This window comes from Microbacterium sp. EB106-03-03-XG65 (genome assembly GCF_058791955.1).
In genome coordinates this window covers 1,652,289-1,672,799 of record NZ_JBYTEB010000001.1, presented here as the reverse complement: position 1 = coordinate 1,672,799, position 20,511 = coordinate 1,652,289, and the positions used below count along the sequence as shown (strand labels likewise).

Here is a 20,511-nt window from a genome sequence, read left to right as displayed (position 1 = left end):
GGATCAGGCCGAGTCGTGTCCGTCGATCTGCGAGCGGGCCTCGGAGCGCGCGTACTCCAGATCGTCGTCAGACAGCGGCTCGACCATCCCGACCACCGCGCCCGTGATCGTCCGGATCTCGTCGCGCACTCTCTCGCTCAGGTGCGGCGCCAGATCGCCCAGCACGTCGACGCGCGCTTCGAGCGACAGCTCTGACCACCACTCCCGGATCGGGGGAAGCGTCATCGTGGCCCCCTCGCCGATCGACGCGCACGGAAGTGGACACGATCCGGCGTCTCGCGCGAGACTGGCCGCATGGAATCCGGTGACCGACCCGTGCCGTCAGAGGAACTCGACGACCGCCGCGATGGGCGGGACGAGACACCGAACGAGCGCGCGGACCGCAATTGGGAGGAGCTGCTCCAAGAGCTGCGAGTCATGCAGACCGGCACGCAGATCCTCACCGGTTTTCTCCTCGCGGTCGCGTTCACGCCGCGTTTCGAGGACATGGATGACCTCCAACGCGATCTGTACGTCGTGCTCGTCGGTCTCGCAGCCGCGGCCACGATCCTCGCGCTCGCTCCCGTCGGCATGCACCGAGCGCTGTTCGGCAGGCGCCGCAAACCGGAGCTGGTTCGCGTCGCCGCCCGGATCGTGAAGATCGACCTCGTCGCGATAGCCGCCCTGACGATCGGTGTCACGACGCTCATCGTGGATTTCACGGTCGGTCGAGCCGCGGGCCTCATCGCTCTCGTGTCTTCACTGATCGGAGTCCTTCTGCTGTGGCTCGTCCTCCCCCGCCTCGTGCGGCGCGAGGCCGATCGAGGCGGGGCGGACGACAGGGGCTGACAGAGCCGACCTGATGTGGCCGTCAGCGTGCTGCAGGCGTGCGATTCTCGGCGCTGACCATCCACGCGAACTGCTCGAGGCTCTCGAGCACGGCGTGCAGGATGTCTGCGGATGTCGGGTCCTCTTCATCGACCGCGTCGTGCACGTCGCGGATCGTGCCGATCGCAGCCTCCAGGCGCGCGGTGATGAGATCGATCGTGTCCGTGGTCGACACCTCGCCCATCGGGAACGCCGGGAGCGAGGTCGTCTCGGCGATCGTGTCGGTCCGGCCGTCGGGAACGGCGTGCAGCGCCCGCATGCGTTCGGCGACCGTGTCGCTGAACGTGCGCGCGGCCTCGATGATCTCGTCGAGCTGGCGGTGCGTGTCGCGGAAGTTGCGACCCACGACGTTCCAGTGCGCCTGCTTGCCCTGGAGAGAGAGCTCGATGAGGTCGACGAGAACGGACTGGAGATTCGCGGCGAGAGTGGCCGACGCAGTGAACCCCTGTTCCGCGTTCTGGCGCCTCGTCGTCTTCGCTCCGCGCTTCGTCGCACCGCTGTTCTTCGACTTCGTGTTGTCGGCCATGACTTGTCCTCCTCGTGTCGGAGACACGACCGTACGTCAGCGGGCGACCGCGATCGAGGGGGTTGACACCTCCGCCCCGGCCCCCGATCGTTACGCAGGTGATGACGAAAGACAGCCTGAGAGAATCCGACGACCGCGCCGCATCTGCGGCCGAGACCACGCCCGAGGTCGTGATCGCGACGATCACCGAAGCGGATGCCGGCGAGGTGCTCACACTGCAGCGGGCGGCCTTCGTGTCCGAGGCGCAGATCTACGGCTCCGCCGACATGCCGCCCCTGACACAGACCCTCTCCGAGGTCGAGGCCGAACTGCGATCCGGCAGCGGCCTGACCGCGCGCATCGACGGCCGACTCGTGGGAGCCATCCGATATGCGGAGACGGATGACGTGCTGCTGATCGGCCGCATCGCCATCGCTCCCGATGTCCAGGGAGAAGGGATCGGACGCACGCTTCTCGACGCCGCAGAGCGGACCTCGACCGCACGGGTGTCCGAGCTCTTCACGGGCAGTCTGAGCGAGGCGAACATCCGTCTGTACGAGGCGTGCGGCTACCGCGAGGCGGAGCGCGTGCCCCAGGGCGATGGCACCGAGCAGGTGTTCCTGAGAAAACCTCTGCATCAGGTGGGAGACCCCTCCGAACCGGGCGCGTCGGGTTGAATCCTGTCGGCACGTGCGGAATCGTGGCCCGGACACGCCGCACCTGCGTCGTGTCCGCAACCGGAAGGAGAGTCTCGTGCTCACCCTCACCGATAACGCCACCGCAATCGTGAACACCCTCGTCAGCCGTCAGACCGACGCCTCTGATGCCGGGCTCCGTATTCACTCCACCCCCACCCCGGGAGCCGACGGAGGCGCTCGCCTCGCGGTCCTGGTCACCCCCGACCCCGAGCCTGCCGACCAGGTCGTCGAGGTGTCGGGTACCCGTCTCTTCCTCGACGAGACCGCCGCCGCGGCACTCGACGACAAGGTGCTCGACGCCGGCGTGGACGACGAGGGCTCGGTGTCCTTCGCCGTGCTCTCGAAGGTCGCCTGACGCACGACTCCCCGGATGCCGCGGCTCGTCGAGCCGCGGCATCCGTGCATCCGGAGCAGCCCCGTATCGAGCTCGCGTAGGTTAGAGGAAGAGCGGCGATCGTCGGCGCTCCAGAAGGACCGTTCACCCGCATGAAGTTGGCACTGCTCCGTCGGTACCTCGTCCTCGCCGAGACGCTGCACTTTCCGCGCGCGGCGCAGGAGCTCGGGATCCCGCTCGCCTCGCTCTACACCTCGCTCGACAAGCTCGAGGAGGAGGTCGGGCACACCCTGATCAATCGCGAAGGCACCCCGCGCCTCACGAGCGTCGGAGAGCTGTTCCTCGTCGAAGCTCAGGCGACGGTCGCCGCCGCTCCCCCGCCCGCACCGAAAACGGCGGGTCCCGCGGGAGGCAAGGCCAAGGCATCGAAGGGCAAAGGACGCGCCCCCATCGTCAAAGGCCAGCCGAAGCCCTACAAGAAACGCCAGGGGCGCTGATCTTCACGGTCGCTGCCTCGCTCAGAGCTCGGTGACCTGACCGCCTTCGACGCTCCAGCGCCGGGTCGTCTGCACGGCCTCGAGCATCCGTCGGTCGTGCGTGACCAGCAGCAGGGTTCCCGTGTACGACTCGAGCGCCTGCTCCAGCTGTTCGATCGCGGGCAGGTCGAGGTGGTTCGTCGGTTCGTCCAGCACCAGCAGGTTGATCCCGCGTGCTTGCAACAGCGCGAGCGCCGCCCGCGTGCGCTCGCCGGGCGACAGACCCTCCACTGCGCGTGTGACGTGGTCTGCCCTGAGGCCGAACTTCGCCAGCAACGTGCGCACCTCGGCTGATGCCAGCTCGGGCACCAGCGCCTCGAATGCGTCGGCGAGAGCGGCGTCGCCGACGAGAAGAGATCTCGCCTGATCGATCTCACCGATCTGCACGCTGCTGCCGAGCGCGGAATCTCCCTCGGCCGGCTGCTGTCTTCCGAGAAGACCCCGCAGAAGAGTCGACTTTCCGGCGCCGTTCGGTCCGGTGATCCCGATCCGGTCGCCCGCGTCGATCTGCAGGGACACCGGCCCGAGGGTGAAGGCGCCCTGGCGGAAGGTCGCTCCGCGCAGGGTCGAGACGACGGTGCTCGATCGGGGCGCCGAGCCGATCGTGAACTCCAGCTGCCACTCCTTGCGCGGCTCCTCGACCTCGTCGAGGCGTGCGATCCGGCTCTCCATCTGACGCACTTTCTGCGCCTGCTTCTCGCTCGACTCCATCGACGCTCTGCGCTTGATCTTGTCGTTGTCGGGCGACTTCTTCATCGCGTTGCGCACACCCTGGCTCGACCATTCACGCTGCGTGCGTGCACGCGCCACGAGATCGGCTTTCTTGTCTGCGAACTCGTCGTACTTCTCGCGCAGGTGCCGGCGAACGACCGCGCGTTCCTCGATGTACGCGTCGTATCCACCCCCGTAGAGACGATTCGACCCTTGAGCCAGATCGAGTTCGAGCACGCGGGTGACGCTGCGGGCAAGGAATTCACGGTCATGGCTCACGAGCACCACGCCACCGCGGAGTCCGCGCACGAAGCTCTCGAGTCGCTCCAGACCGTCGAGGTCCAGATCGTTGGTCGGCTCATCGAGGAAGACGATGTCGAAACGCGAGAGCAGCAGCGCCGCGAGCCCGACGCGGGCGGCCTGTCCCCCGGACAGCCCTGTCATGAGCGCGTCCTCGGCGACACCGCTCCCGCTCGGGAGCCCGAGATCGGCGAGAACCGCGGGGATTCGCTCGTCGAGGTCGGCAGCGCCGCTCGCGAGCCACCGGTCCAATGCCTCGGAGTAGGTGTCTGCCGGGTCGCTGCCCTCGGGCGCGAGCGTCGGATCTCCGAGCGCGGCGGCTGCCGCGTCCATCTCCCTGGTCGCCGCAGAGCAGCCCGTGCGGCGCGCGATGTACCCCGCGACCGTCTCGCCCTCGACCCTCTCGTGCTCCTGCGGCAACCACCCGACGAACGCGTCGGTCGGGGCGAGGGAGATCGATCCGCCCAGCGGTGCGTCCACGCCGGCAAGCAGCCGGAGGAGAGTCGATTTGCCGGCGCCGTTCGCCCCGACCACACCGACCACGTCACCGGGTGCGACGGTGAGGTCGAGGCCTTCGAAAAGGATGCGGTGGCCGTAGCCGCCCGCCAGATTCTGGGCGACGAGAGTGGCGGTCATCAGACCATCATCTCAGGCCCGTGGCCGGCGGCCAGCCTCTCGGAGCACCGCTGCCGCACGCCGCATCCTGCGGTCACCGCACGAGGGCGGATCCCCACCGCTGCGACCTTCGCGGATATGATCGGCGACATGCGCCGCCGCACTCCGTTCCTGCTCGCTCTGGCAACCGCCGCGGTGCTGCTCGCGGCCTGCGCGCCCGAGCCCGCACCTGTGTCCTCGACTCCGACCGCCACTCCCCCTCCGATCGGATCGTCGAGTCCCAGTCCGACACCATCGGATCTCGGGCGCCTCATCGTCTTGGACGACGGCATCTCTTTCGTGCGGGGTGACGAGACCTCGACGGCGACATTCGATGACGCCGCCGCCGTACTCGCGCTCATGGAGGAGGCGACGGGAGTGCTGCCCGAGCCGATCGCGCTCGAAGACCCTCCCGGGTACGAGGTCGACCTGGTGAGCTACGACTGGGAGGGACTGCGCATCTCCGTCACTGCGGGCGGCGCGGGCGATGCAGGAGTGAGAGTGAGCGCCCCCGAGGTCGACGGCGTTCCCGTCGAGACCGAGCAGGGGCTGGCGGTGGGCGCTTCCCGCACCGATGTGGTCGAGGCGGGCGGTCACGACCTCTGGGACGAGGACGGCGACGGAGTCGCCGATTATCTCGGGGTGGGCGACGAAGAGGTTCCGGGCACGACATCGCTGAGCCGTCCGGGCGAGACCGGCATCCGCTATGTGATGGTCTCCATCGCCGCCGACCTCGTCACGCACATCAATTCGCCGGCGAACGACTACAGCGACCTCTGACCCACCTGACCCTTGCGCCGTCGGCCCCGGGCCGGAGTCAGGATCTCGGATGTCGAGCGTCAGAGAGGAACCTGATCATGCGTCGCGATCGCGAACTGCTGCCCGGGGTATCGCAGTCCTGAGAAGTACATGTTCGTGTGCGCCACGATCTGCTCGCCGGAGATCGGCACACCATCCCACTGTGTATCGACGGTCGTGTGCGCGTCGCTCACGAGGGTGACGTCGTAGCCCTCGGCGGCCGCGCGCTGCATCGTCGTGCGCACACAGAAGTCGGACTGCGCGCCGGTGATCACGAGGTGTGTCGCCCCGAACTCGTCGAGAGTCTCCCGCAGGCGCGTGTCTGCGAACGAATCACGGTAGCTCTTGCGGACCAGCGACTCTCCCTCGATGCGATGCAGCGGCGCGGCGAGTTCCCACTCGGGTGAGCCGACGCCCACGGGGTCGTGATGCACCCACACCACGGGAACGTCGTGCGCGCGAGCGCGGTCGATCAGCGTCGCGGCGCGGGCGAGCACGCCCCGCTCGTCGAAGCACCCGGGCATCACGCCGGCCTGCAGGTCGATCGCGAGGACGACGGTGCGGCCAGACGATGGCATCCGCGTCAGTCCCAGTCCAGGTATTCCTCGATGATCACGCCGGTCTCGATCGGGTGGTGCATCGGGAAGAGGTGGTCACCGGCGATCGTCTTGATGCTCGAGCGATCAGGGATCGTCGCGTGGAGCGCCTCGGCGTTCTGCGACGGGGTGTCGAGGTCTTCGGTTCCCTGGACGATCAGCACCGGGATCGCGGGGGCGACCTCGATGTCGACGTCTTCGACGCCGAGCAGCAGCAGACCGTTCGCACGGTCGGCATGCGCGGCGACCAGCGCGCGTGCGATCGTGCCGCCGAAACCGTGGCCACCCACCCAGGTGTCCTCGATGCCGACGTGGTCGATCACCGCGATGACGTCGTCGACGCGCTCGGCGAGTGTCGCATCGGCCGCCGCCCGGTGGCCGATCCGCAGCACATGGAACCCGGCCTCTTCGGCGAGGTAGTGCGCGGCGACGCCCAGAACATCAGCAGCGAGTCCCTGCTCCTGGATGAGCACCAGCTTGACCGGCCCGTCTCCCTCATCCACGAACGGGATGGCGCGGCCTTCGGGCTCGAAGATCTGGGTGTCGGTCATGGGCGTGGTTCTCCTCGTGCCGTCGCGGGGGTGGAGAGGCGCAGTACGTGCAGCATCCGCGTGCAGCGGTCGCCTCGGCATCCAGCGTATCCCGCTCCCGGCCGATGCACCGCGAGCAGGAGTTCGACGCCCACGACGGCGCTCGGCAGGTCAGGCGCCGATGCCCTGTTCGGCGAGGTACGCGTCGAGGAGCTTCCGCGCGTCGATCACCGCGAACGATCCGCAGTCGTACATGGGCGCGAAGCTCCCAGGCTTGCTGGGTGAAGCGAGGTATGTGAGACCGTCGATCTCGGCGAGCTTCATGCCCAGCTCTTCGGCAGCGGCCTCGTCCCACGACGTCGAGTGGAAGCACACGTCGAAGGACGTGATGTCACGGGAGTCGAGAAGCGAGTCGGCCTCGCGGATCGCCAGAGCGATGTCGACGGGACCGTACTCGTCGTCTTTCGGCACCAGGTCCAGCGCCACGTGCTGGCACAGCCCCTCGCATGTCTTCGAATCCGCGGTGAGCGTCGCATCCAGCTGTGATTGTGCCGCCGTCACCGCGGCCGACATCTCGGAGAGGTCGTCTGCTGTCAGGTTCTGCGGGATGCCGAGCACCGAGCACCCGGCGAGCGCTGCGGACGCCGCCGCGACGGCGATCGCGGCGACGGCGCGCCGGAGCCTGCCCGTCATCGTCCACCCCGGCTCTCGGGCCGTCATCCGGAATGCCTGCTGTGGTCCCCGAGGTCGGGTTCCGCCCGCAGGGCATCGGCGATCTCCTCCTCCGGGCGCGGCGCGACGGTCTCGTCGATTTCGAGTTCCGGGACAGACGGCTCGTCCGGGGCGGGAATGTGCTCGTTGGGGTCAGACATGACGAATCCTTCGATCGGCGACACACACAGCGTATGCGTCTACAGCTGCCGTTTCAGCCCCACGTGGGCAGGCTCGTATCCGAGTCGGGCATAGAGGGCGCGAGTGCGATCCCGTGTCTCGCCCGTGGTCACCTGCGCAACGCGCGCCCCGCGCACACGACCGAAATCGTGAGCCCACTCGAGCATGGCCGCACCCAGGCCCTGTGACCGTTCCCCTGGTGCGATTCGCAGTCCCTCGATCTGGAGTCGGGGCGAACCACCGCGGGAAAGGCCCGGGATGACGGCCACGTGCATCGTGGCCACGATGTGATCGGCATCATTCCGGACGATTCCCAGGTAGTGGGAACTGTCGCGAGCGACCGCGCTGAATGCCGCCTCCTGCCGCTCGAGCTCGACGCTCTCACGGTCCGATCCGGATCGATCGTCGACGAGCAGCGCCGCGATGGCCTCGATGTCGTCACGACCCGCACGCTCGAGCCGGAAGATGCGGTCTGCGACCTGCAGCCGTCCACGGACAGATGATCTCGCGTCGGCCTGCAGTCTGGCGACGAGCAGGTCGAGCCATCCGCCGACGTTGGCGCGAGCCTCGGCGGTGTCGGGATAGCGGCATCGCAGGTGCAGACCCGACTCGTCCAGGATGAACCACAACATGACGCCGTCTGTATCGGTCGCCGCGCTGACGTACTGGGCGTCGAGACCCACGGAATCGATTCGCACCGGCAGTCTCCGCAGATCCAGCCACGAGATCGCGAACATGCCGGGCGCCACGGGCATGCCACCCCACGGAGCGAGCACATCGGCGAGCGGCCACGCGCCGAGTTGCACCGCCTCCTTGACCGCGGCAGCCGCGGCGTGCGGTTCGGCGAGCTCCGACTCGAGAACCGAGTTGGTGATGAACCAGCCGACCGAGTCGTGCCATTTCTCCTCGAAGCGGCTGTGCACCGGAAAAACGGCTCGCAACGGGACACCCGCCAACTCGCGGGTCACCGCAGTCATCGCGACCACCGCACGTGCGAGGGTCGAGACTCCGTCATCACGGGCCTGCGCAGCGAAAGCCGCAGCGTCGTCGACATCGAACACATCACGCACTTCGACGCGCTCCCGATGCGGCTCGGACGCACCGAGCGACAGCGGGAACCGCGGCATCACGCCGCCGCTGTCCGCGATGATGTCTTCCCATCGCCGACGCACGTGCTCTGGTGCGGCATCCCGATCGAGCAGCGCTTGCGTATGTTCCACGAACACGGGCGCCGGCCCCGGCATCGGTTTCACAGCCGCACTCTCCGCCTCCAGCGCCACCAGCAGGTCGCGCGCGATCACCAGCATCGACCACATGTCGACGTGCGCGTGGTCCGCGGCGATCACCACCGTGAGCCCTGCAGCTGTCTCCAGCACGCACAGCCGGTGTGAAGGATGCCGGTACGGCGAACACGCCGCATCGAGGATCTCCCGCAGCGCGTCGTTGACGGCCTGCCCTGGTGCCACCTGGTGTTCGACCCAGCCTCCGCCGTCGATCTCGATCTCGTGGAGCACGGGCTCACCATCGGCACCGGGCGCGAATGCCGATCGCAGCGTGCCGTGTCGAGCGACGACGGCCAGCCACGCCTGCGCGATCGACTCACGACGTGTCTCGGCGGGCAGCCGGAAGTACAGCGCCATCCAGGAGCCTGGTCTGTCGCCGGCCCCCACATGGAGTCGCTGGTCGAATGACACGGGCAGGCGTCGTCCGAGCGCAGACGCGCGGACTTCATAACCCCAGAGCCGACCGAACGGGAGGCGGAGGTGCGTGACGTTGGTCAGTCGCATGGGCAGTACCCTATCGCCGAGACACGACAGTGTTCCCGCCACCCGCGCTAGTTGTTGAAGCGGAACTCCACCACGTCGCCGTCCTGCATGACGTAGTCCTTGCCCTCGAGGCGGGCCTTGCCCTTGGAGCGGGCTTCGACGACCGAGCCGGTCTCGACGAGGTCGTCGAACGACACGATCTCGGCCTTGATGAAGCCCTTCTCGAAGTCGGTGTGGATGACGCCTGCGGCCTGGGGAGCCTTGGATCCCTTGGGGATCGTCCACGCGCGAGCCTCTTTCGGCCCCGCCGTGAGGTAGGTCTGCAGACCCAGAGTGTCGAAGCCGATGCGTGCGAGCTGGTCGAGACCCGACTCGTCCTGGCCCGTCGAGGCGAGCAGCTCCGCGGCGTCTTCGGGGTCGAGGTCGATCAGCTCGGATTCGATCTTCGCGTCGAGGAAGATGGCCTTGGCGGGCGCCACGAGCGCCGCGAGTTCGGCCTTGCGAGCGTCGTCCGTGAGAACACCCTCGTCGACGTTGAAGACGAAGATGACGGGCTTGGCGGTGAGGAGCCCGAGCTCGCGGATCGGCATCAGATCGATGCCCGCGACCGACAGCAGCACACCGCGTTCGAGAGCATCCTTCGCGGCGAGAGCCGTCTCGAGCACGACGGGCTCGATCTTCTTGCCGCGCACTTCCTTCTCGTACCGCGTGATCGCCCTGTCGACGGTCTCGAGGTCGGCGAGCATGAGCTCGGCGTTGATCGTCTCCATGTCGGATGCGGGGTTCACGGCACCGTCGACGTGCACGACGTCGTCGTCGGCGAATCCGCGGACGACCTGTGCGATGGCATCCGCCTCACGGATGTTCGCGAGGAACTTGTTGCCGAGCCCCTCGCCCTCGCTCGCGCCACGCACGATGCCCGCGATGTCGACGAACGACACGGCGGCAGGGAGGATGCGCTCACTGCCGAAGATCTCGGCGAGCTTGTCGAGACGCGGATCGGGCAGGTTCACCACCCCGACGTTCGGCTCGATCGTCGCGAACGGGTAGTTCGCCGCGAGCACGTCGTTCTTGGTCAGAGCGTTGAAGAGGGTGGACTTGCCGACATTCGGCAGGCCGACGATTCCGATAGTGAGAGCCACGGGGGTCGAGTCTACCGGGCGTGGCTGCCACTCCCCTGCGGTACCAGTGCGAGGAGATCGCGCAACGAGCGGCTGTCGTGATGCGCCACATCTGTTCTGGGTGCGACGCTCGCGTCCCGGTTGATCCAGACCGCGCTCATCCCGGCCTCCGCCGCTCCGACGACGTCGGCTGCGAAGCTGTCGCCCACGTGCACCGCATGAGCCGGGCGGATGCCGAGTCGTTCGGCGGCGTGGTGGAAGATCTCGACGTCGGGTTTGACGACGCCCAGGTCGCCCGATGCGATCACGACGTCGAAGCGCGCGTCGATTCCCGCTGTCACGAGCTTCGCGCGCTGAGACTCGAAGGGACCGTTCGTGATCAGCCCCACCGGCACCTGACGCGCGCGCAGCACGTCGAGCACCTCGAGGGACTCCTCGAAGAGGGTGAAGGTGAGCGCCTCTTCGCGGAGGTGCGTCTCGACGGCTTCGTCGACGAGCGCCGGGTCGGCATGCCCGAAACGCTCGAGCGTGCGCTTCCAGATGTCCCTCGGCAGCGCATCGCCCTCGAGCTTCCCGCGCATCCACAGGTCGCCGTGGTCTGCCCAACACTCCGGCCACGCCGAGGCGTTCGCGGCAAGGATCCGGGGCGCAGAGAACCCGTGCCGTCTCGCGAGCGCGACCGCAGTGCGGCGCACGGCCTCACCCGCTCCGTCGCGCACGAGCGTGCCGTCGAGGTCGAAGAAGACCACCTCCAGGCGCTCACTCATCGCGCACGGCGCGGAAGGCGTGGGTGACGTACGGGAGGTCGATCGTCCCGTCGCCGATGCCGAGCTCATCGAAGAGCGCGTCGAGCCCGCGGATGATCTCCGCCTTCTCGTGCGGCTCCGCCGCGATGAGGTAGCTGCGAGACAGCGCCATCTGGTGCAGCTGAAGCCGGGTCATCGGCCGGGTCCACTCCCATCGCTTCACCTCGACACGTGCGAACGGCGCATCGATGCGGGGACCATCGGAGTCCGGGCCGTTGACCATCTGCTCCGCAGGACTGCTGTGCATGATCTCCGTCAATCGGCGCACCCACTCCGTCCGCTCGTCTCGCAGGTTCCAGATCAGTCCGAGCACCCCTCCGGGCCTGACGATCCGACCGATCTCCGCCGACGCGGCGGTCGGCTCCACCCAGTGCCAGGCCTGGCCGAGCACGGCCGCGTCGATGCTCGCGTCCGGCAGCGGCAGGCTCTCGGCAGATCCCTCGAAGGTCGGGATTCCCGGGACCGATCGTCGCAGCGCGTCGAGCATCGCGGGATCGGGGTCGACGGCGATCACCTCTGCGCCGGGAGCTTGCGCGAGAACCCGCGTGAGCTTTCCGGTTCCCGCGCCGATGTCGACGACCCTGCGCGAACCCGAGGGCATCGAAGCGAGCATCCACGCGACGGCCTCGAAAGGATACTCCGGCCTGCCTGCTTCGTAATTCGCTGCCTCAGCGCCGAAGGATGTCGCCCTGTCCACACTCATGTCGCCAGCCTACGGCGCGTCATCCGCACGCGCTCGGGTGGCCGGGAGAGAGTGGGACCGTGCCATTGGACTTCACCGCGATCGACTTCGAGACGGCGAACTCCAGCCCCGCCTCGGCCTGCTCCGTAGGACTCGTCCGAGTGCGAGACGGCCACGTCGTCGCCTCCGCCGGCTGGCTGATCCGCCCGCCCTCAGGGCACGACGAGTTCCAGGAATGGAACGTACGGATCCACGGCATCCGCGCGCAGGACGTCCGCACGGCCTCGTCGTGGGAGGACCAGTTCGACCGCCTGTGCGCCTTCGCCGGAGCGGACGTTCTCGTGGCTCACAACGCCGGCTTCGACCTCAACGTGCTTCGCCGGGCGTCCGAGGCCACGGGAGGCGACTGCCCGCCGTATCGCTCGCTGTGCAGCCTGCAGGTGGCACGCAAGGTCTACGATCTCGACTCCTATCGGCTTCCCAAGGCAGCCGAGGCCGCGGGCTTCACGGGCTTCTCACACCACGACGCGCTCGCGGATGCTCTCGCGTGCGCGCACATCGTCATCGACGCCGCGAGACGGGTCGGCGCAGCCGACGTGTTCGAGCTCGCGGGCGCACTGAGCGTTCGGGTCACCGAACCCGCGGTCGCGACGCCCGAGCGAGCGGTCGCCTGAAGCCGCCTCCTCCGGATGTCCGAGGCCCCGGGCATCATTGACGCATGGATGCCCTGACGATCGTTCTCGTTCTCGCGGCGCTGCTGTGCGGTGCCGCCGTGGGTTGGTTTCTGCATGCGGGCCGCGGCGCAGCCGACCTGGCTCGCGCGCAGGCCGAGCTCGAGGCCGCACGTGATGATCGCGACCGGCAGTACGACCTGTATCGCGACGCCGTCGAGCACGCACGGCACGAGCAGCACGCCGAGGCGCAGCGCGTCCAGCAGCAGAACGCCGTGCTCACCGCTCTCGCTCCGGTGCGGGAGAGCCTGCAGCTGATGCAGCAGAAGGTGGCCGCGATCGAACAGGAGCGCCATGCCCAGTTCGGTTCGCTCGCCGAGCAGCTCCGACGCGCGCAGCAGAGCGATGAGGCGCTGCGCGCGACGACCGAGTCGCTGGCCGGGGCACTGCGCTCCACGGCCAGTCGCGGAGTGTGGGGTGAGACCCAGCTGCGTCGGGTGGTCGAAGCGGCGGGCCTGATCCGCCACGTCGACTTCGACCTGCAGTCGACCATCTCCTCGGACCGTGGCCAGGGGCGTCCCGACATGGTGGTGCGACTGGCGGGGGGCACCTCGATCGCCGTGGACGCGAAGGTCCCGCTCGACGCCTACCTCGAAGCATCCGCGCTGCCGATCGGCGATGCCTATGAGGCGCAACGTCGGGCACACATGCAGAAGCACGTGAAGGCGGTGCGGGCGCATGTCGATGCCCTCGCCAAGAAGGCGTACTGGATGGGGCTCGACGCGAGCCCGGAGTTCGTGATCTGCTTCCTGCCGAGCGAGTCGCTGCTCGCCGCCGCGATCGACGAAGACCCGACGCTTCTCGACTACGCGTTCGGCAAGCGCGTCGCGCTCGCGTCGCCGGTCAACCTGTGGGCGGTCCTCAAGACCGTCGCGTACACCTGGACCCAGCAGGAGGTCTCGACCGAGGCGAGAGCGCTGCTCAACCTGGGCACACAGCTGTACGACCGCCTCGGCGTCCTCGCCGGGCACGCCGACGATCTCCGTCGAGCGCTCGAGCGCACGGTCGACAGCTACAACAGGTTCGCCGGTTCGCTCGAGAGCCGCGTGCTCGTCACGGCCAGGCAGTTCCCCGGCATCGATCCCTCTGCGCTCGATTCCGCTCCGTCGGCGGTCTCGGCTCAGACGCGCCGCTTCACCGCCCCCGAGCTGGTCGGTGCGGAGTCGGAGGAGGGAGACTCGGACTCGGGGATTGCGTCGGTCGTCACTTCGCCGCTGCACGCGGACGTCGGCGAGGTGCGCTCCCGATTGCAGCCCGGCGACTGATCAGGCGATACCGGGGACACCGCTGAGCAGCAGGATGACCAAGCCGCTCGTCACGACGAAAGCCCCGATCATCCACCACGCGCTCAGCTCGTGACCTTCGGCACGACGCACACGGAACAGGACGTCGGCTCGGCGCGCAGGGTCCGGGATCGCCGGGAGCTTGGCAGCGGGAGTCACGGGGGCGCCGGTCGCGAGGGGCACTCCCGATTCGTCCACATTCACCCGAAGGATGCGGCCGGTGGCCGTCGTCACGATCTTGGTCTCGGCGGCTCGGGAGCCACTCGTGTGCTGCGTTGTCATCGGTCTGCCCTCCTGTGCCTGCGGTGCCTGGCGGCTCCGTCGACGGCGACAAATCCAGTGACAATTGTGACACGTGCGGCTGCGAAAGCTCGTTTCCGCGACCTGAGCGGCGGTACCGGGTCGGTAACGATGACCGACCCGGGCCCTACCCGCAGTGCGTCAGAGCCACTTCGAGACGAGGTGCTCCGACGCGATCCTGCGGAGGGTTCCCGATGCGCCACGCAGCACGACGCTCTCGGTGTAGATGTAGCCGCCTTCGCGGCGGACACCATCGACGAGCTGTCCGTCGGTGACGCCCGTGGCGACGAAGATCGTGTTGTCACCGCGCACGAGATCGTCTGCCTCGTAGACTCTGTCCATGTCGAGTCCGGCGTCGATGCCCCGCTGACGCTCGTCGTCGTCGCGGGGCCACAGCCGTCCCTGGATGTGACCGCCGAGTGCCTTGATCGCACACGCCGTCACGATCCCCTCCGGGCTGCCGCCGACTCCGACGCACATGTCGGTCCGGGCGCCGTGGCGGGCCGCATTGATGCCACCGGCGACGTCACCATCGCTCATGAGGCGCGTGCCGGCACCGGCATCCCTGATCTCCTGGATCAGCTTCTCGTGCCGCGGCCGGTTGAGCACCGAGACCACGATCTCGTCGACGGGCTTACCGAGCGCCCCTGCCAGCTTTCGGATGTTCTCACCGATGGGCAGACGGATGTCGACGACGCCGACGCCCGCAGGCCCGGTCACGAGCTTGTCCATGTAGAAGACGCTCGACGCGTCGAGCATGGATCCGCGATCGGACACCGCGATCACCGAAAGCGCGTTCTGCCGCCCCGCAGCCGTCAGCGACGTGCCGTCGATCGGATCGACGGCGATATCGCACTGGGGACCGGTGCCGGTACCGACCACCTCGCCGTTGAAGAGCATCGGCGCATTGTCCTTCTCGCCCTCGCCGATGACGACCCGGCCCTGGAAGGCGACCGTGCCGAGGAATGCACGCATGGCGTCGACAGCGGCACCGTCGGCGGCCTCTTTCGCTCCGCGCCCGATGAAGGGCACGGCACGGATCGCAGCCGCTTCGGTCGCACGCACCAGCTCCATTGCGAGATTTCGGTCGGGACGCAGGGGGCTCAGATCGGCCGTAAGACTCACCATGCGGTCAGCCTAGCCAGAACACGGCGCTGAACCTCCGGTTTTCGGCCCCTGCAGAACGAAGGAATCACGTTTCTTAACGTCACGATATGCGGGCCTCGCCACCGCACCGGGGCAGCCAGCATCCGTCCACGCTCCCCGATAGAGTGACTGCTGTCCCGGCTTCACCAATCGCAGGAGTTCTCATGCCCGTCGCCACCCCGGATCAGTACGCCGAAATGCTCGACCGCGCGAAGGCAGGCGGCTTCGCGTATCCCGCATTCAACGTCTCCAGCTCGCAGACGATCAATTCCGTCCTGCAGGGCCTCACCGAAGCCGGCTCCGACGGCATCATCCAGGTCACCACCGGTGGAGCCGACTACTTCGCCGGCCACACGGTGAAGGCCCGCGCGACCGGCGCCCTCGCGTTCGCGCGTTACGCGACCGAGGTCGCCAAGAACTACCCGGTCACCGTCGCGCTGCACACCGACCACTGCCCGAAGGACGCACTCGCCGGATTCGTCGAGCCGCTGATCGCCGCATCGGAAGAAGAGGTCAGGGCCGGGCGTAATCCGATCTTCCAGTCGCACATGTGGGACGGCTCGGCTGTGCCGCTCGCCGAGAACATCGAGATCGCCAAGGATCTCCTCCCGCGCATGAAGAACATCAACGCCATCCTCGAGGTCGAGATCGGCGTCGTCGGCGGCGAGGAAGACGGCGTCGCCCACGAGGGATCGAACGACGCCCTCTACACGACCTTCGCGGATGTCGACCAGGCGGTGCAGGCCCTCGGGCTCGGCGAGCAGGGTCGCTACATCGCGGCGCTGACCTTCGGCAACGTCCACGGCGTCTACAAGCCGGGCGGCGTGAAGCTGCGCCCCGAGCTGCTGGGCGAGATCCAGCAGCAGGTGGCCGCGAAGTACAACACCGGCGCGAAGCCGCTCGACCTCGTCTTCCACGGCGGCTCCGGCTCGACCGACGAAGAGATCGCCCTCGCGGTGGCGAACGGCGTGATCAAGATGAACATCGACACCGACACGCAGTACGCCTACACCCGCGCGATCGCGGACTACATGTTCAAGAACTACGACGGCGTTCTGAAGGTCGACGGCGAGGTCGGCAACAAGAAGCTGTACGACCCGCGCGCCTGGGGCAAGGTGGCCGAGACCGCCATGGCCGCGCGCGTGGTCGAGTCGACCCGGCAGCTCGGGTCGTACGGTCAGTCGAAGAGCTGACCGACGCTCGAATGCAGAGGAGCCCCCGACCGCGAGGTCGGGGGCTCCTCTGCATTGCAGCGCGCTACGGAAGCGCCGATGAGGTGAGGAAGCTCACGAACGCGGGGTCCCCCATCATCGGGATCGAGACGCAGATCGAGGCGACGATGGTCGTGACGAGCGCACCCACGATGGGGAGCCACCAGGTGGCCTTGCCGCGCCGCAGCCGACGGATGGAGAGATAGGCGGTCACCGACCATCCCGCCGCGAGGACGACTGCGGCGATCGTGCCCCAGAGCCGTCCCTGCGCATAGTTCGTGAACTCGCCATCGATGCCCAGGAGGTTCATGACCTCGTTCATCGCGGTGGAGAAGTCGAGGTACGACAGCGCCGTCACGACCACGTTCACCAGGCCGTAGGCGAGCAGGGCGATCGTGACGAATCGATCGACGGGCCGGCCCGGTCGCGAAGTCACCAAAGTTTCGAGAGTCGCGGGGCGCTGGGCCGGGATGCCGCTCTCAGGCACCGCCTCAGCGATCGGGGGCAGGCCCGCCGCCCTGCGCTGCTCCTCGAGTGTCGCGATCTCGCCGTACTGCGGCCGTTGGTCCGTCATTCCAGCATGCTAGTCGGACTGGCCCTGCATGCCTGCCAGGAAAGCCCGGAGATGAAGGCGGCCCCGGCGAAGTGGGGACTCCGCGGGGCCGCGGATGACAGTGCTGGGGACACTCGCCATCCAAGCGGGCGAGGGACGCTGGGGACGTCTCCTCACCGGTAGCGCCGTTTGCACAGACGACTACGTCTTCACGATAGGAAGGTGCGGCCGGCTGCGCCAGACCTGAATTTTCAGATAATGAACCGCGGTCAGATATCGGCGTCGCCGTCGACGCCGCCACCGAGACTGTCTGCTCCGAGTTGCAGGGACAATCGCCGAGCAGCGTGCTGAAGCTTCGCGATGAGTCGACCGTCGACCAGAGCTCGGTCGGTGGCAAGAGAGATCGCGAGGGATGCCGTGACGCCGGGCGCATTCACCGGTACCGCCACGCAGGAGTTCCCGACGGAGTACTCCTCCCGCTCCACGGCGAAGCCCCGAGAATGCTCGAGCTGGGTCAAGAGCGTGCGCCTGTCGCTGATGGTCCGCGGGGTCAGCTCTTCGAGCCGGTGCCGCGAGAGATAGTCGAGACGCTCCTCAGCCCCCAGGTCGGCGAGGATCTGCTTGCCGAGAGCGGTCGCATGAGCGCTGGAGTCCATCCCCACCCACAGCTCGATGCGAGGGCTGCGAACGGCATCCACGATGTCGACGAGGTGCATCTCCCCGTCGGTGTACCTCGAGAGGTACGCGGTCGCCCCGACCTCGTCGGTCACCTCTCGCAGGGCAGAGCGCACTCTCGCGAGGAACACGCCGCGGGTGTCGATGCCGGTTCTGAAGGTCGGGAACCGAGTGCCGAGCACCAGCCCATCCGGTTCGTTGGCCAGGTATCCCTCGTGGATGAGCGTGCGAACGAGGTTGTACGTGGTGCCGGGCGTGAGGCCCGTGGTCGCAGCGAGCGTCTTGACCGGCAGCGGCCGCGCGGAGTTGGCGACGATGTCGACGAGTCGCAGCGCACGCTGCACGGAACCGATCAGCGTGGGTTCCGCCTCGGTGGCGGTCACCGTCAGGCGCCTCCGCCTGTAGCGCGGCCTCCCAGAGCACGCGCATCGCGCTGGCCCGAAGAATCCTGACGCAGCTCCTTCGGCAGGGAGAACATCAGGTCCTCCTCCGCCGTCTTCACCTCTTCGACATCCTGGTAGCCGGCACCGGCCAGCGCATCGAGCACCTCGCGGACGAGCACCTCGGGCACCGACGCTCCGCTGGTGACACCGACAGTGGCGACCCCGTCGAGCCACTCCTGCTTGACCTCCTCCGCGTAGTCGACGCGGTAGGCGGCCTTCGCACCGTATTCCAGGGCGACCTCGACGAGTCGGACGCTGTTCGACGAGTTCGACGATCCGACGACGATCACGAGGTCCGCGTTCGCGGCGACCTTCTTGATCGCCACCTGGCGGTTCTGCGTCGCGTAGCAGATGTCATCGGACGGCGGGTTGTGGAGGTCCGGGAAGCGGGTGCGGAGGCGGTCGACGGTCTCCATGGTCTCGTCGACCGACAGCGTGGTCTGCGAGAGCCACACGACCTTCGACGGATCCTTGACCTGGACGGTGTCGGCCTCGTCGGGAGAATTCACGACGGTCACATGGTCCGGAGCCTCGCCGGCCGTTCCCTCGACCTCCTCGTGGCCCTCGTGACCGATGAGCAGGATCTCGAAATCGTCACGGGCGAATCGCACCGCCTCGCGGTGCACCTTGGTCACGAGCGGGCAGGTCGCGTCGATCGCGTGGAGACCCCGCTCGGATGCGGCGTCGACGACTGCGGGAGACACTCCGTGTGCGCTGAAGACGACATGCGCTCCCTCGGGAACCTCGTCGACCTCTTCGACGAAGATCGCCCCCTTGTCTTCGAGCTCGGTCACGACATGGATGTTGTGCACGATCTGCTTGCGCACGTAGACGGGCGCACCGTAGCGTTCGAGCGCCTTCTCGACCGCGACGACCGCACGGTCGACGCCGGCGCAGTACCCGCGCGGAGCGGCGAGGAGAACACGCTTGTGTCCGACGACCGGGTTATCCTGAAGCCGTCCGGCGGCCGCACGCACTCGAGGGATACGCGGCACGGGGAGATGAACGGCAGTCGAAGTCACTCCTCGATTCTACTGCCGACAACCTGAGCAGGAGCGGAAGGGGCACTGAACGGATGACGGTCTTCGAAGCGTCGACCCGGCCCGGCGAGACCCCACCGGCGGATGCGGTCGCCCCGCGCGACTCCTCGGCGGACGCTCCGACCTCTGTCGCCAGACTGAACGGGACGATCCGCGACTTCATCGCTCGGTGGAACATCGTGTGGGTCGAAGGCGAGATCACATCATGGAATGTCCGCGGCGGCAACATCTTCGCCCGCCTCAAGGACACGCACTCGGACGCGCAGATCTCCATCCGCATCTGGTCGAGCGTTCGGCCCCGGATCCCCGGTGACCTCGCCGTGGGCGACCATGTCGTGGCGGCCGTGAAGGCCGACTACTTCGTCAAGGCCGGCGACTTCAGCTTCACCGTCTCGGCGATGAAGCACGTCGGTCTCGGTGATCAGCTCGAGCGCCTCGAGAAGCTGCGCCTGCAGCTGCGCCAGGAGGGTCTGTTCGACGCCTCCCGCAAGAAGCGGCTGCCGTTCCTCCCCCATGTGATCGGACTCATCACGGGCGAGCGCTCCGATGCAGAGAAGGACGTGCACCGCAACGCGGAGCTCCGCTGGCCGCAGGTGCGCTTCCGCACCGAGTATGCGGCTGTCCAGGGCGACCGGTGCGTTCCCGACACGCTCGCCGCTCTCGCGCGACTCGACGCCGATCCCGAGGTCGACGTGATCATCATCGCGCGCGGCGGGGGCGATCCGCAGACGCTCCTCGGGTTCAGCGACGAGCGTCTCGTGCGGGCGGTGGCAGCGGCGACCACCCCGATCGTCAGCGCGATCGGGCACGAGAACGATCATCCGCTGCTCGACGATGTCGCAGACCTGCGCGCATCGACGCCGACAGATGCCGCCAAGCGCGTCGTACCCGACGTCAGCGAGCAACGCGCACTCATCGCGCAGCTGCGCTCACGAGCGACCTCGAGACTCACCCAGCGGCTGTCGCACGACATCGCGCAGCTCGAGCAGCTGCGTTCCCGTCCGGCCCTGCGCTCGCCCGACCCGATCACCGAATCGCGTGCGCAGGAGGTCTGGCTGCTGCTGGCCCGAGGGCGCGACACGATCGCACGCCAGCACGAGGCTGCGGGCCGCGCCACCAGCGAACTGCGGGCATCCCTTCGGGCACTCTCGCCGGCCGCGACCCTGGCTCGCGGCTACGCGATCGCTCACCTCGACGGCGGTGTCATCCTGCGCGATGCCGCTGACGCACCGGCCGGCAGCGCGCTGACGATCACCGTCGACCGCGGATCGATCGCGGCTCGCTCCGAAGGGGAGATCGCCGAGGGAGCAGCCGCTCGCACCGCGTGAGCAACC

General features: G+C 67.9%; 25 protein-coding genes. 9 read left to right on the top strand and 16 right to left on the bottom strand.

Translation table 11 applies throughout. The features are described from left to right. Window positions 1-3: 3 nt before the first annotated feature. The gene (locus AC3WS6_RS07845) at window positions 4-225 is read right to left on the bottom strand and encodes a hypothetical protein (protein WP_492500481.1); all 222 of its coding nucleotides are present in this window, start codon (window positions 223-225) and stop codon (window positions 4-6) included. A gap of 69 nt (window positions 226-294) precedes the next feature. Here AC3WS6_RS07845 and AC3WS6_RS07840 point away from each other — a divergent pair, with 69 nt between their 5' ends. After that, window positions 295-828, top strand: coding sequence for a DUF6328 family protein (locus AC3WS6_RS07840; RefSeq protein ID WP_492500480.1), 534 nt, complete (start codon window positions 295-297; stop codon window positions 826-828). A 22-nt stretch (window positions 829-850) separates the two neighbouring features. Here AC3WS6_RS07840 and AC3WS6_RS07835 read toward each other — a convergent pair whose 3' ends face one another. Continuing rightward, window positions 851-1,393: a Dps family protein gene (locus tag AC3WS6_RS07835; protein ID WP_492500479.1), complete on the bottom strand. Its 543-nt coding sequence runs from the start codon at window positions 1,391-1,393 to the stop codon at window positions 851-853. 101 nt (window positions 1,394-1,494) lie between these two features. Here AC3WS6_RS07835 and AC3WS6_RS07830 point away from each other — a divergent pair, with 101 nt between their 5' ends. The 3 genes from AC3WS6_RS07830 to AC3WS6_RS07820 all read left to right on the top strand — a co-directional run bounded on the left by AC3WS6_RS07830 (window position 1,495) and on the right by AC3WS6_RS07820 (window position 2,901). Beyond that, window positions 1,495-2,049: a GNAT family N-acetyltransferase gene (locus AC3WS6_RS07830; RefSeq protein WP_492500478.1), complete on the top strand. Its 555-nt coding sequence runs from the start codon at window positions 1,495-1,497 to the stop codon at window positions 2,047-2,049. A gap of 76 nt (window positions 2,050-2,125) precedes the next feature. Beyond that, on the top strand, window positions 2,126-2,425 hold the full coding sequence (locus tag AC3WS6_RS07825; protein ID WP_492500477.1) for a Fe-S cluster assembly protein HesB: 300 nt from the start codon (window positions 2,126-2,128) through the stop codon (window positions 2,423-2,425). Between the two features lie 131 nt (window positions 2,426-2,556). Then, entirely contained in the window at window positions 2,557-2,901 is a 345-nt protein-coding gene (locus tag AC3WS6_RS07820; protein ID WP_492500476.1) for a LysR family transcriptional regulator, read from the top strand. Window positions 2,902-2,922: 21 nt separating this feature from the next. Here the strand turns inward: AC3WS6_RS07820 and AC3WS6_RS07815 are convergent, their stop codons facing one another. Beyond that, window positions 2,923-4,587 (bottom strand): ABC-F family ATP-binding cassette domain-containing protein, encoded by a 1,665-nt coding sequence (locus AC3WS6_RS07815; protein ID WP_492500475.1) that lies wholly within the window; start codon window positions 4,585-4,587, stop codon window positions 2,923-2,925. A gap of 129 nt (window positions 4,588-4,716) precedes the next feature. Between AC3WS6_RS07815 and AC3WS6_RS07810 the strand changes: the two genes are divergently transcribed. Then, window positions 4,717-5,385: a hypothetical protein gene (locus tag AC3WS6_RS07810; RefSeq protein WP_492500473.1), complete on the top strand. Its 669-nt coding sequence runs from the start codon at window positions 4,717-4,719 to the stop codon at window positions 5,383-5,385. A 59-nt stretch (window positions 5,386-5,444) separates the two neighbouring features. Here the strand turns inward: AC3WS6_RS07810 and AC3WS6_RS07805 are convergent, their stop codons facing one another. The 8 genes from AC3WS6_RS07805 to AC3WS6_RS07770 all read right to left on the bottom strand — a co-directional run bounded on the left by AC3WS6_RS07805 (window position 5,445) and on the right by AC3WS6_RS07770 (window position 11,816). Next, window positions 5,445-5,981 (bottom strand): isochorismatase family protein, encoded by a 537-nt coding sequence (locus AC3WS6_RS07805; protein ID WP_492500472.1) that lies wholly within the window; start codon window positions 5,979-5,981, stop codon window positions 5,445-5,447. A 5-nt stretch (window positions 5,982-5,986) separates the two neighbouring features. Further along, entirely contained in the window at window positions 5,987-6,550 is a 564-nt protein-coding gene (locus AC3WS6_RS07800; RefSeq protein WP_492500471.1) for an alpha/beta fold hydrolase, read from the bottom strand. 150 nt (window positions 6,551-6,700) lie between these two features. Then, window positions 6,701-7,249 carry a hypothetical protein gene (locus tag AC3WS6_RS07795; RefSeq protein WP_492500470.1) on the bottom strand — a complete coding sequence of 183 codons (549 nt, stop codon included), beginning with the start codon at window positions 7,247-7,249 and terminating at the stop codon, window positions 6,701-6,703. Then, complete coding sequence (locus AC3WS6_RS07790) at window positions 7,246-7,401, bottom strand: hypothetical protein (RefSeq protein WP_492500469.1); 156 nt, start codon at window positions 7,399-7,401, stop codon at window positions 7,246-7,248. The genes AC3WS6_RS07795 and AC3WS6_RS07790 overlap by 4 nt, the downstream gene beginning before the upstream one ends. A 39-nt stretch (window positions 7,402-7,440) precedes the next feature. Further along, on the bottom strand, window positions 7,441-9,207 hold the full coding sequence (locus AC3WS6_RS07785) for a GNAT family N-acetyltransferase (protein ID WP_492500468.1): 1,767 nt from the start codon (window positions 9,205-9,207) through the stop codon (window positions 7,441-7,443). A gap of 47 nt (window positions 9,208-9,254) precedes the next feature. Next, window positions 9,255-10,328: a redox-regulated ATPase YchF gene (gene ychF / locus AC3WS6_RS07780; RefSeq protein ID WP_492500467.1), complete on the bottom strand. Its 1,074-nt coding sequence runs from the start codon at window positions 10,326-10,328 to the stop codon at window positions 9,255-9,257. A gap of 11 nt (window positions 10,329-10,339) precedes the next feature. Continuing rightward, the gene (locus tag AC3WS6_RS07775; RefSeq protein WP_492500466.1) at window positions 10,340-11,074 is read right to left on the bottom strand and encodes an HAD family hydrolase; all 735 of its coding nucleotides are present in this window, start codon (window positions 11,072-11,074) and stop codon (window positions 10,340-10,342) included. Next, window positions 11,067-11,816: a class I SAM-dependent methyltransferase gene (locus AC3WS6_RS07770; RefSeq protein WP_492500465.1), complete on the bottom strand. Its 750-nt coding sequence runs from the start codon at window positions 11,814-11,816 to the stop codon at window positions 11,067-11,069. The genes AC3WS6_RS07775 and AC3WS6_RS07770 overlap by 8 nt, the downstream gene beginning before the upstream one ends. 59 nt (window positions 11,817-11,875) lie before the next feature. Here AC3WS6_RS07770 and AC3WS6_RS07765 point away from each other — a divergent pair, with 59 nt between their 5' ends. Beyond that, complete coding sequence (locus AC3WS6_RS07765; protein WP_492500464.1) at window positions 11,876-12,469, top strand: exonuclease domain-containing protein; 594 nt, start codon at window positions 11,876-11,878, stop codon at window positions 12,467-12,469. A 44-nt stretch (window positions 12,470-12,513) separates the two neighbouring features. After that, window positions 12,514-13,791: a DNA recombination protein RmuC gene (locus AC3WS6_RS07760; protein ID WP_492500463.1), complete on the top strand. Its 1,278-nt coding sequence runs from the start codon at window positions 12,514-12,516 to the stop codon at window positions 13,789-13,791. On the opposite strand, the gene AC3WS6_RS07755 is transcribed toward AC3WS6_RS07760, so the two are convergent. Further along, window positions 13,792-14,091, bottom strand: coding sequence for a hypothetical protein (locus AC3WS6_RS07755; RefSeq protein ID WP_492500462.1), 300 nt, complete (start codon window positions 14,089-14,091; stop codon window positions 13,792-13,794). A gap of 159 nt (window positions 14,092-14,250) precedes the next feature. Then, window positions 14,251-15,237: a class II fructose-bisphosphatase gene (glpX, locus tag AC3WS6_RS07750; protein ID WP_201469262.1), complete on the bottom strand. Its 987-nt coding sequence runs from the start codon at window positions 15,235-15,237 to the stop codon at window positions 14,251-14,253. A 182-nt stretch (window positions 15,238-15,419) separates the two neighbouring features. Between glpX and fbaA the strand changes: the two genes are divergently transcribed. Then, a complete protein-coding gene (gene fbaA / locus AC3WS6_RS07745; protein ID WP_492500461.1) occupies window positions 15,420-16,448 on the top strand; it encodes a class II fructose-bisphosphate aldolase in 1,029 nt (342 codons plus the stop codon). Window positions 16,449-16,512: 64 nt separating this feature from the next. On the opposite strand, the gene AC3WS6_RS07740 is transcribed toward fbaA, so the two are convergent. The 3 genes from AC3WS6_RS07740 to AC3WS6_RS07730 form a co-directional block, all read right to left on the bottom strand. Then, window positions 16,513-17,040 (bottom strand): DUF6264 family protein, encoded by a 528-nt coding sequence (locus AC3WS6_RS07740; protein WP_492500460.1) that lies wholly within the window; start codon window positions 17,038-17,040, stop codon window positions 16,513-16,515. Between the two features lie 248 nt (window positions 17,041-17,288). Further along, entirely contained in the window at window positions 17,289-18,077 is a 789-nt protein-coding gene (locus AC3WS6_RS07735; RefSeq protein ID WP_492500459.1) for an IclR family transcriptional regulator, read from the bottom strand. A gap of 2 nt (window positions 18,078-18,079) precedes the next feature. Beyond that, window positions 18,080-19,159 (bottom strand): 4-hydroxy-3-methylbut-2-enyl diphosphate reductase, encoded by a 1,080-nt coding sequence (locus AC3WS6_RS07730; protein ID WP_492500458.1) that lies wholly within the window; start codon window positions 19,157-19,159, stop codon window positions 18,080-18,082. Window positions 19,160-19,212: 53 nt separating this feature from the next. Between AC3WS6_RS07730 and xseA the strand changes: the two genes are divergently transcribed. Then, window positions 19,213-20,505: an exodeoxyribonuclease VII large subunit gene (xseA, locus tag AC3WS6_RS07725; RefSeq protein WP_492500457.1), complete on the top strand. Its 1,293-nt coding sequence runs from the start codon at window positions 19,213-19,215 to the stop codon at window positions 20,503-20,505. The last annotated feature ends 6 nt before the right edge of the window (window positions 20,506-20,511 follow it).

Excerpts from the sequence above, each read along its gene's own strand:
- AC3WS6_RS07755 (WP_492500462.1), bottom strand. The coding sequence starts at position 14,091 with ATGACAACGCAGCACACGAGTGGCTCCCGAGCCGCCGAGACCAAGATC.
- AC3WS6_RS07800 (WP_492500471.1), bottom strand. The coding sequence starts at position 6,550 with ATGACCGACACCCAGATCTTCGAGCCCGAAGGCCGCGCCATCCCGTTC.
- fbaA (WP_492500461.1), top strand. The coding sequence starts at position 15,420 with ATGCCCGTCGCCACCCCGGATCAGTACGCCGAAATGCTCGACCGCGCG.
- glpX (WP_201469262.1), bottom strand. The coding sequence starts at position 15,237 with ATGGTGAGTCTTACGGCCGATCTGAGCCCCCTGCGTCCCGACCGAAAT.
- AC3WS6_RS07820 (WP_492500476.1), top strand. The coding sequence starts at position 2,557 with ATGAAGTTGGCACTGCTCCGTCGGTACCTCGTCCTCGCCGAGACGCTG.
- AC3WS6_RS07840 (WP_492500480.1), top strand. The coding sequence starts at position 295 with ATGGAATCCGGTGACCGACCCGTGCCGTCAGAGGAACTCGACGACCGC.
- AC3WS6_RS07835 (WP_492500479.1), bottom strand. The coding sequence starts at position 1,393 with ATGGCCGACAACACGAAGTCGAAGAACAGCGGTGCGACGAAGCGCGGA.
- AC3WS6_RS07770 (WP_492500465.1), bottom strand. The coding sequence starts at position 11,816 with ATGAGTGTGGACAGGGCGACATCCTTCGGCGCTGAGGCAGCGAATTAC.
- AC3WS6_RS07760 (WP_492500463.1), top strand. The coding sequence starts at position 12,514 with ATGGATGCCCTGACGATCGTTCTCGTTCTCGCGGCGCTGCTGTGCGGT.
- AC3WS6_RS07845 (WP_492500481.1), bottom strand. The coding sequence starts at position 225 with ATGACGCTTCCCCCGATCCGGGAGTGGTGGTCAGAGCTGTCGCTCGAA.
- AC3WS6_RS07785 (WP_492500468.1), bottom strand. The coding sequence starts at position 9,207 with ATGCGACTGACCAACGTCACGCACCTCCGCCTCCCGTTCGGTCGGCTC.
- AC3WS6_RS07815 (WP_492500475.1), bottom strand. The coding sequence starts at position 4,587 with ATGACCGCCACTCTCGTCGCCCAGAATCTGGCGGGCGGCTACGGCCAC.
- AC3WS6_RS07810 (WP_492500473.1), top strand. The coding sequence starts at position 4,717 with ATGCGCCGCCGCACTCCGTTCCTGCTCGCTCTGGCAACCGCCGCGGTG.
- AC3WS6_RS07805 (WP_492500472.1), bottom strand. The coding sequence starts at position 5,981 with ATGCCATCGTCTGGCCGCACCGTCGTCCTCGCGATCGACCTGCAGGCC.
- AC3WS6_RS07795 (WP_492500470.1), bottom strand. The coding sequence starts at position 7,249 with ATGACGGCCCGAGAGCCGGGGTGGACGATGACGGGCAGGCTCCGGCGC.
- AC3WS6_RS07775 (WP_492500466.1), bottom strand. The coding sequence starts at position 11,074 with ATGAGTGAGCGCCTGGAGGTGGTCTTCTTCGACCTCGACGGCACGCTC.
- AC3WS6_RS07830 (WP_492500478.1), top strand. The coding sequence starts at position 1,495 with ATGACGAAAGACAGCCTGAGAGAATCCGACGACCGCGCCGCATCTGCG.
- AC3WS6_RS07790 (WP_492500469.1), bottom strand. The coding sequence starts at position 7,401 with ATGTCTGACCCCAACGAGCACATTCCCGCCCCGGACGAGCCGTCTGTC.
- xseA (WP_492500457.1), top strand. The coding sequence starts at position 19,213 with ATGACGGTCTTCGAAGCGTCGACCCGGCCCGGCGAGACCCCACCGGCG.
- AC3WS6_RS07740 (WP_492500460.1), bottom strand. The coding sequence starts at position 17,040 with ATGACGGACCAACGGCCGCAGTACGGCGAGATCGCGACACTCGAGGAG.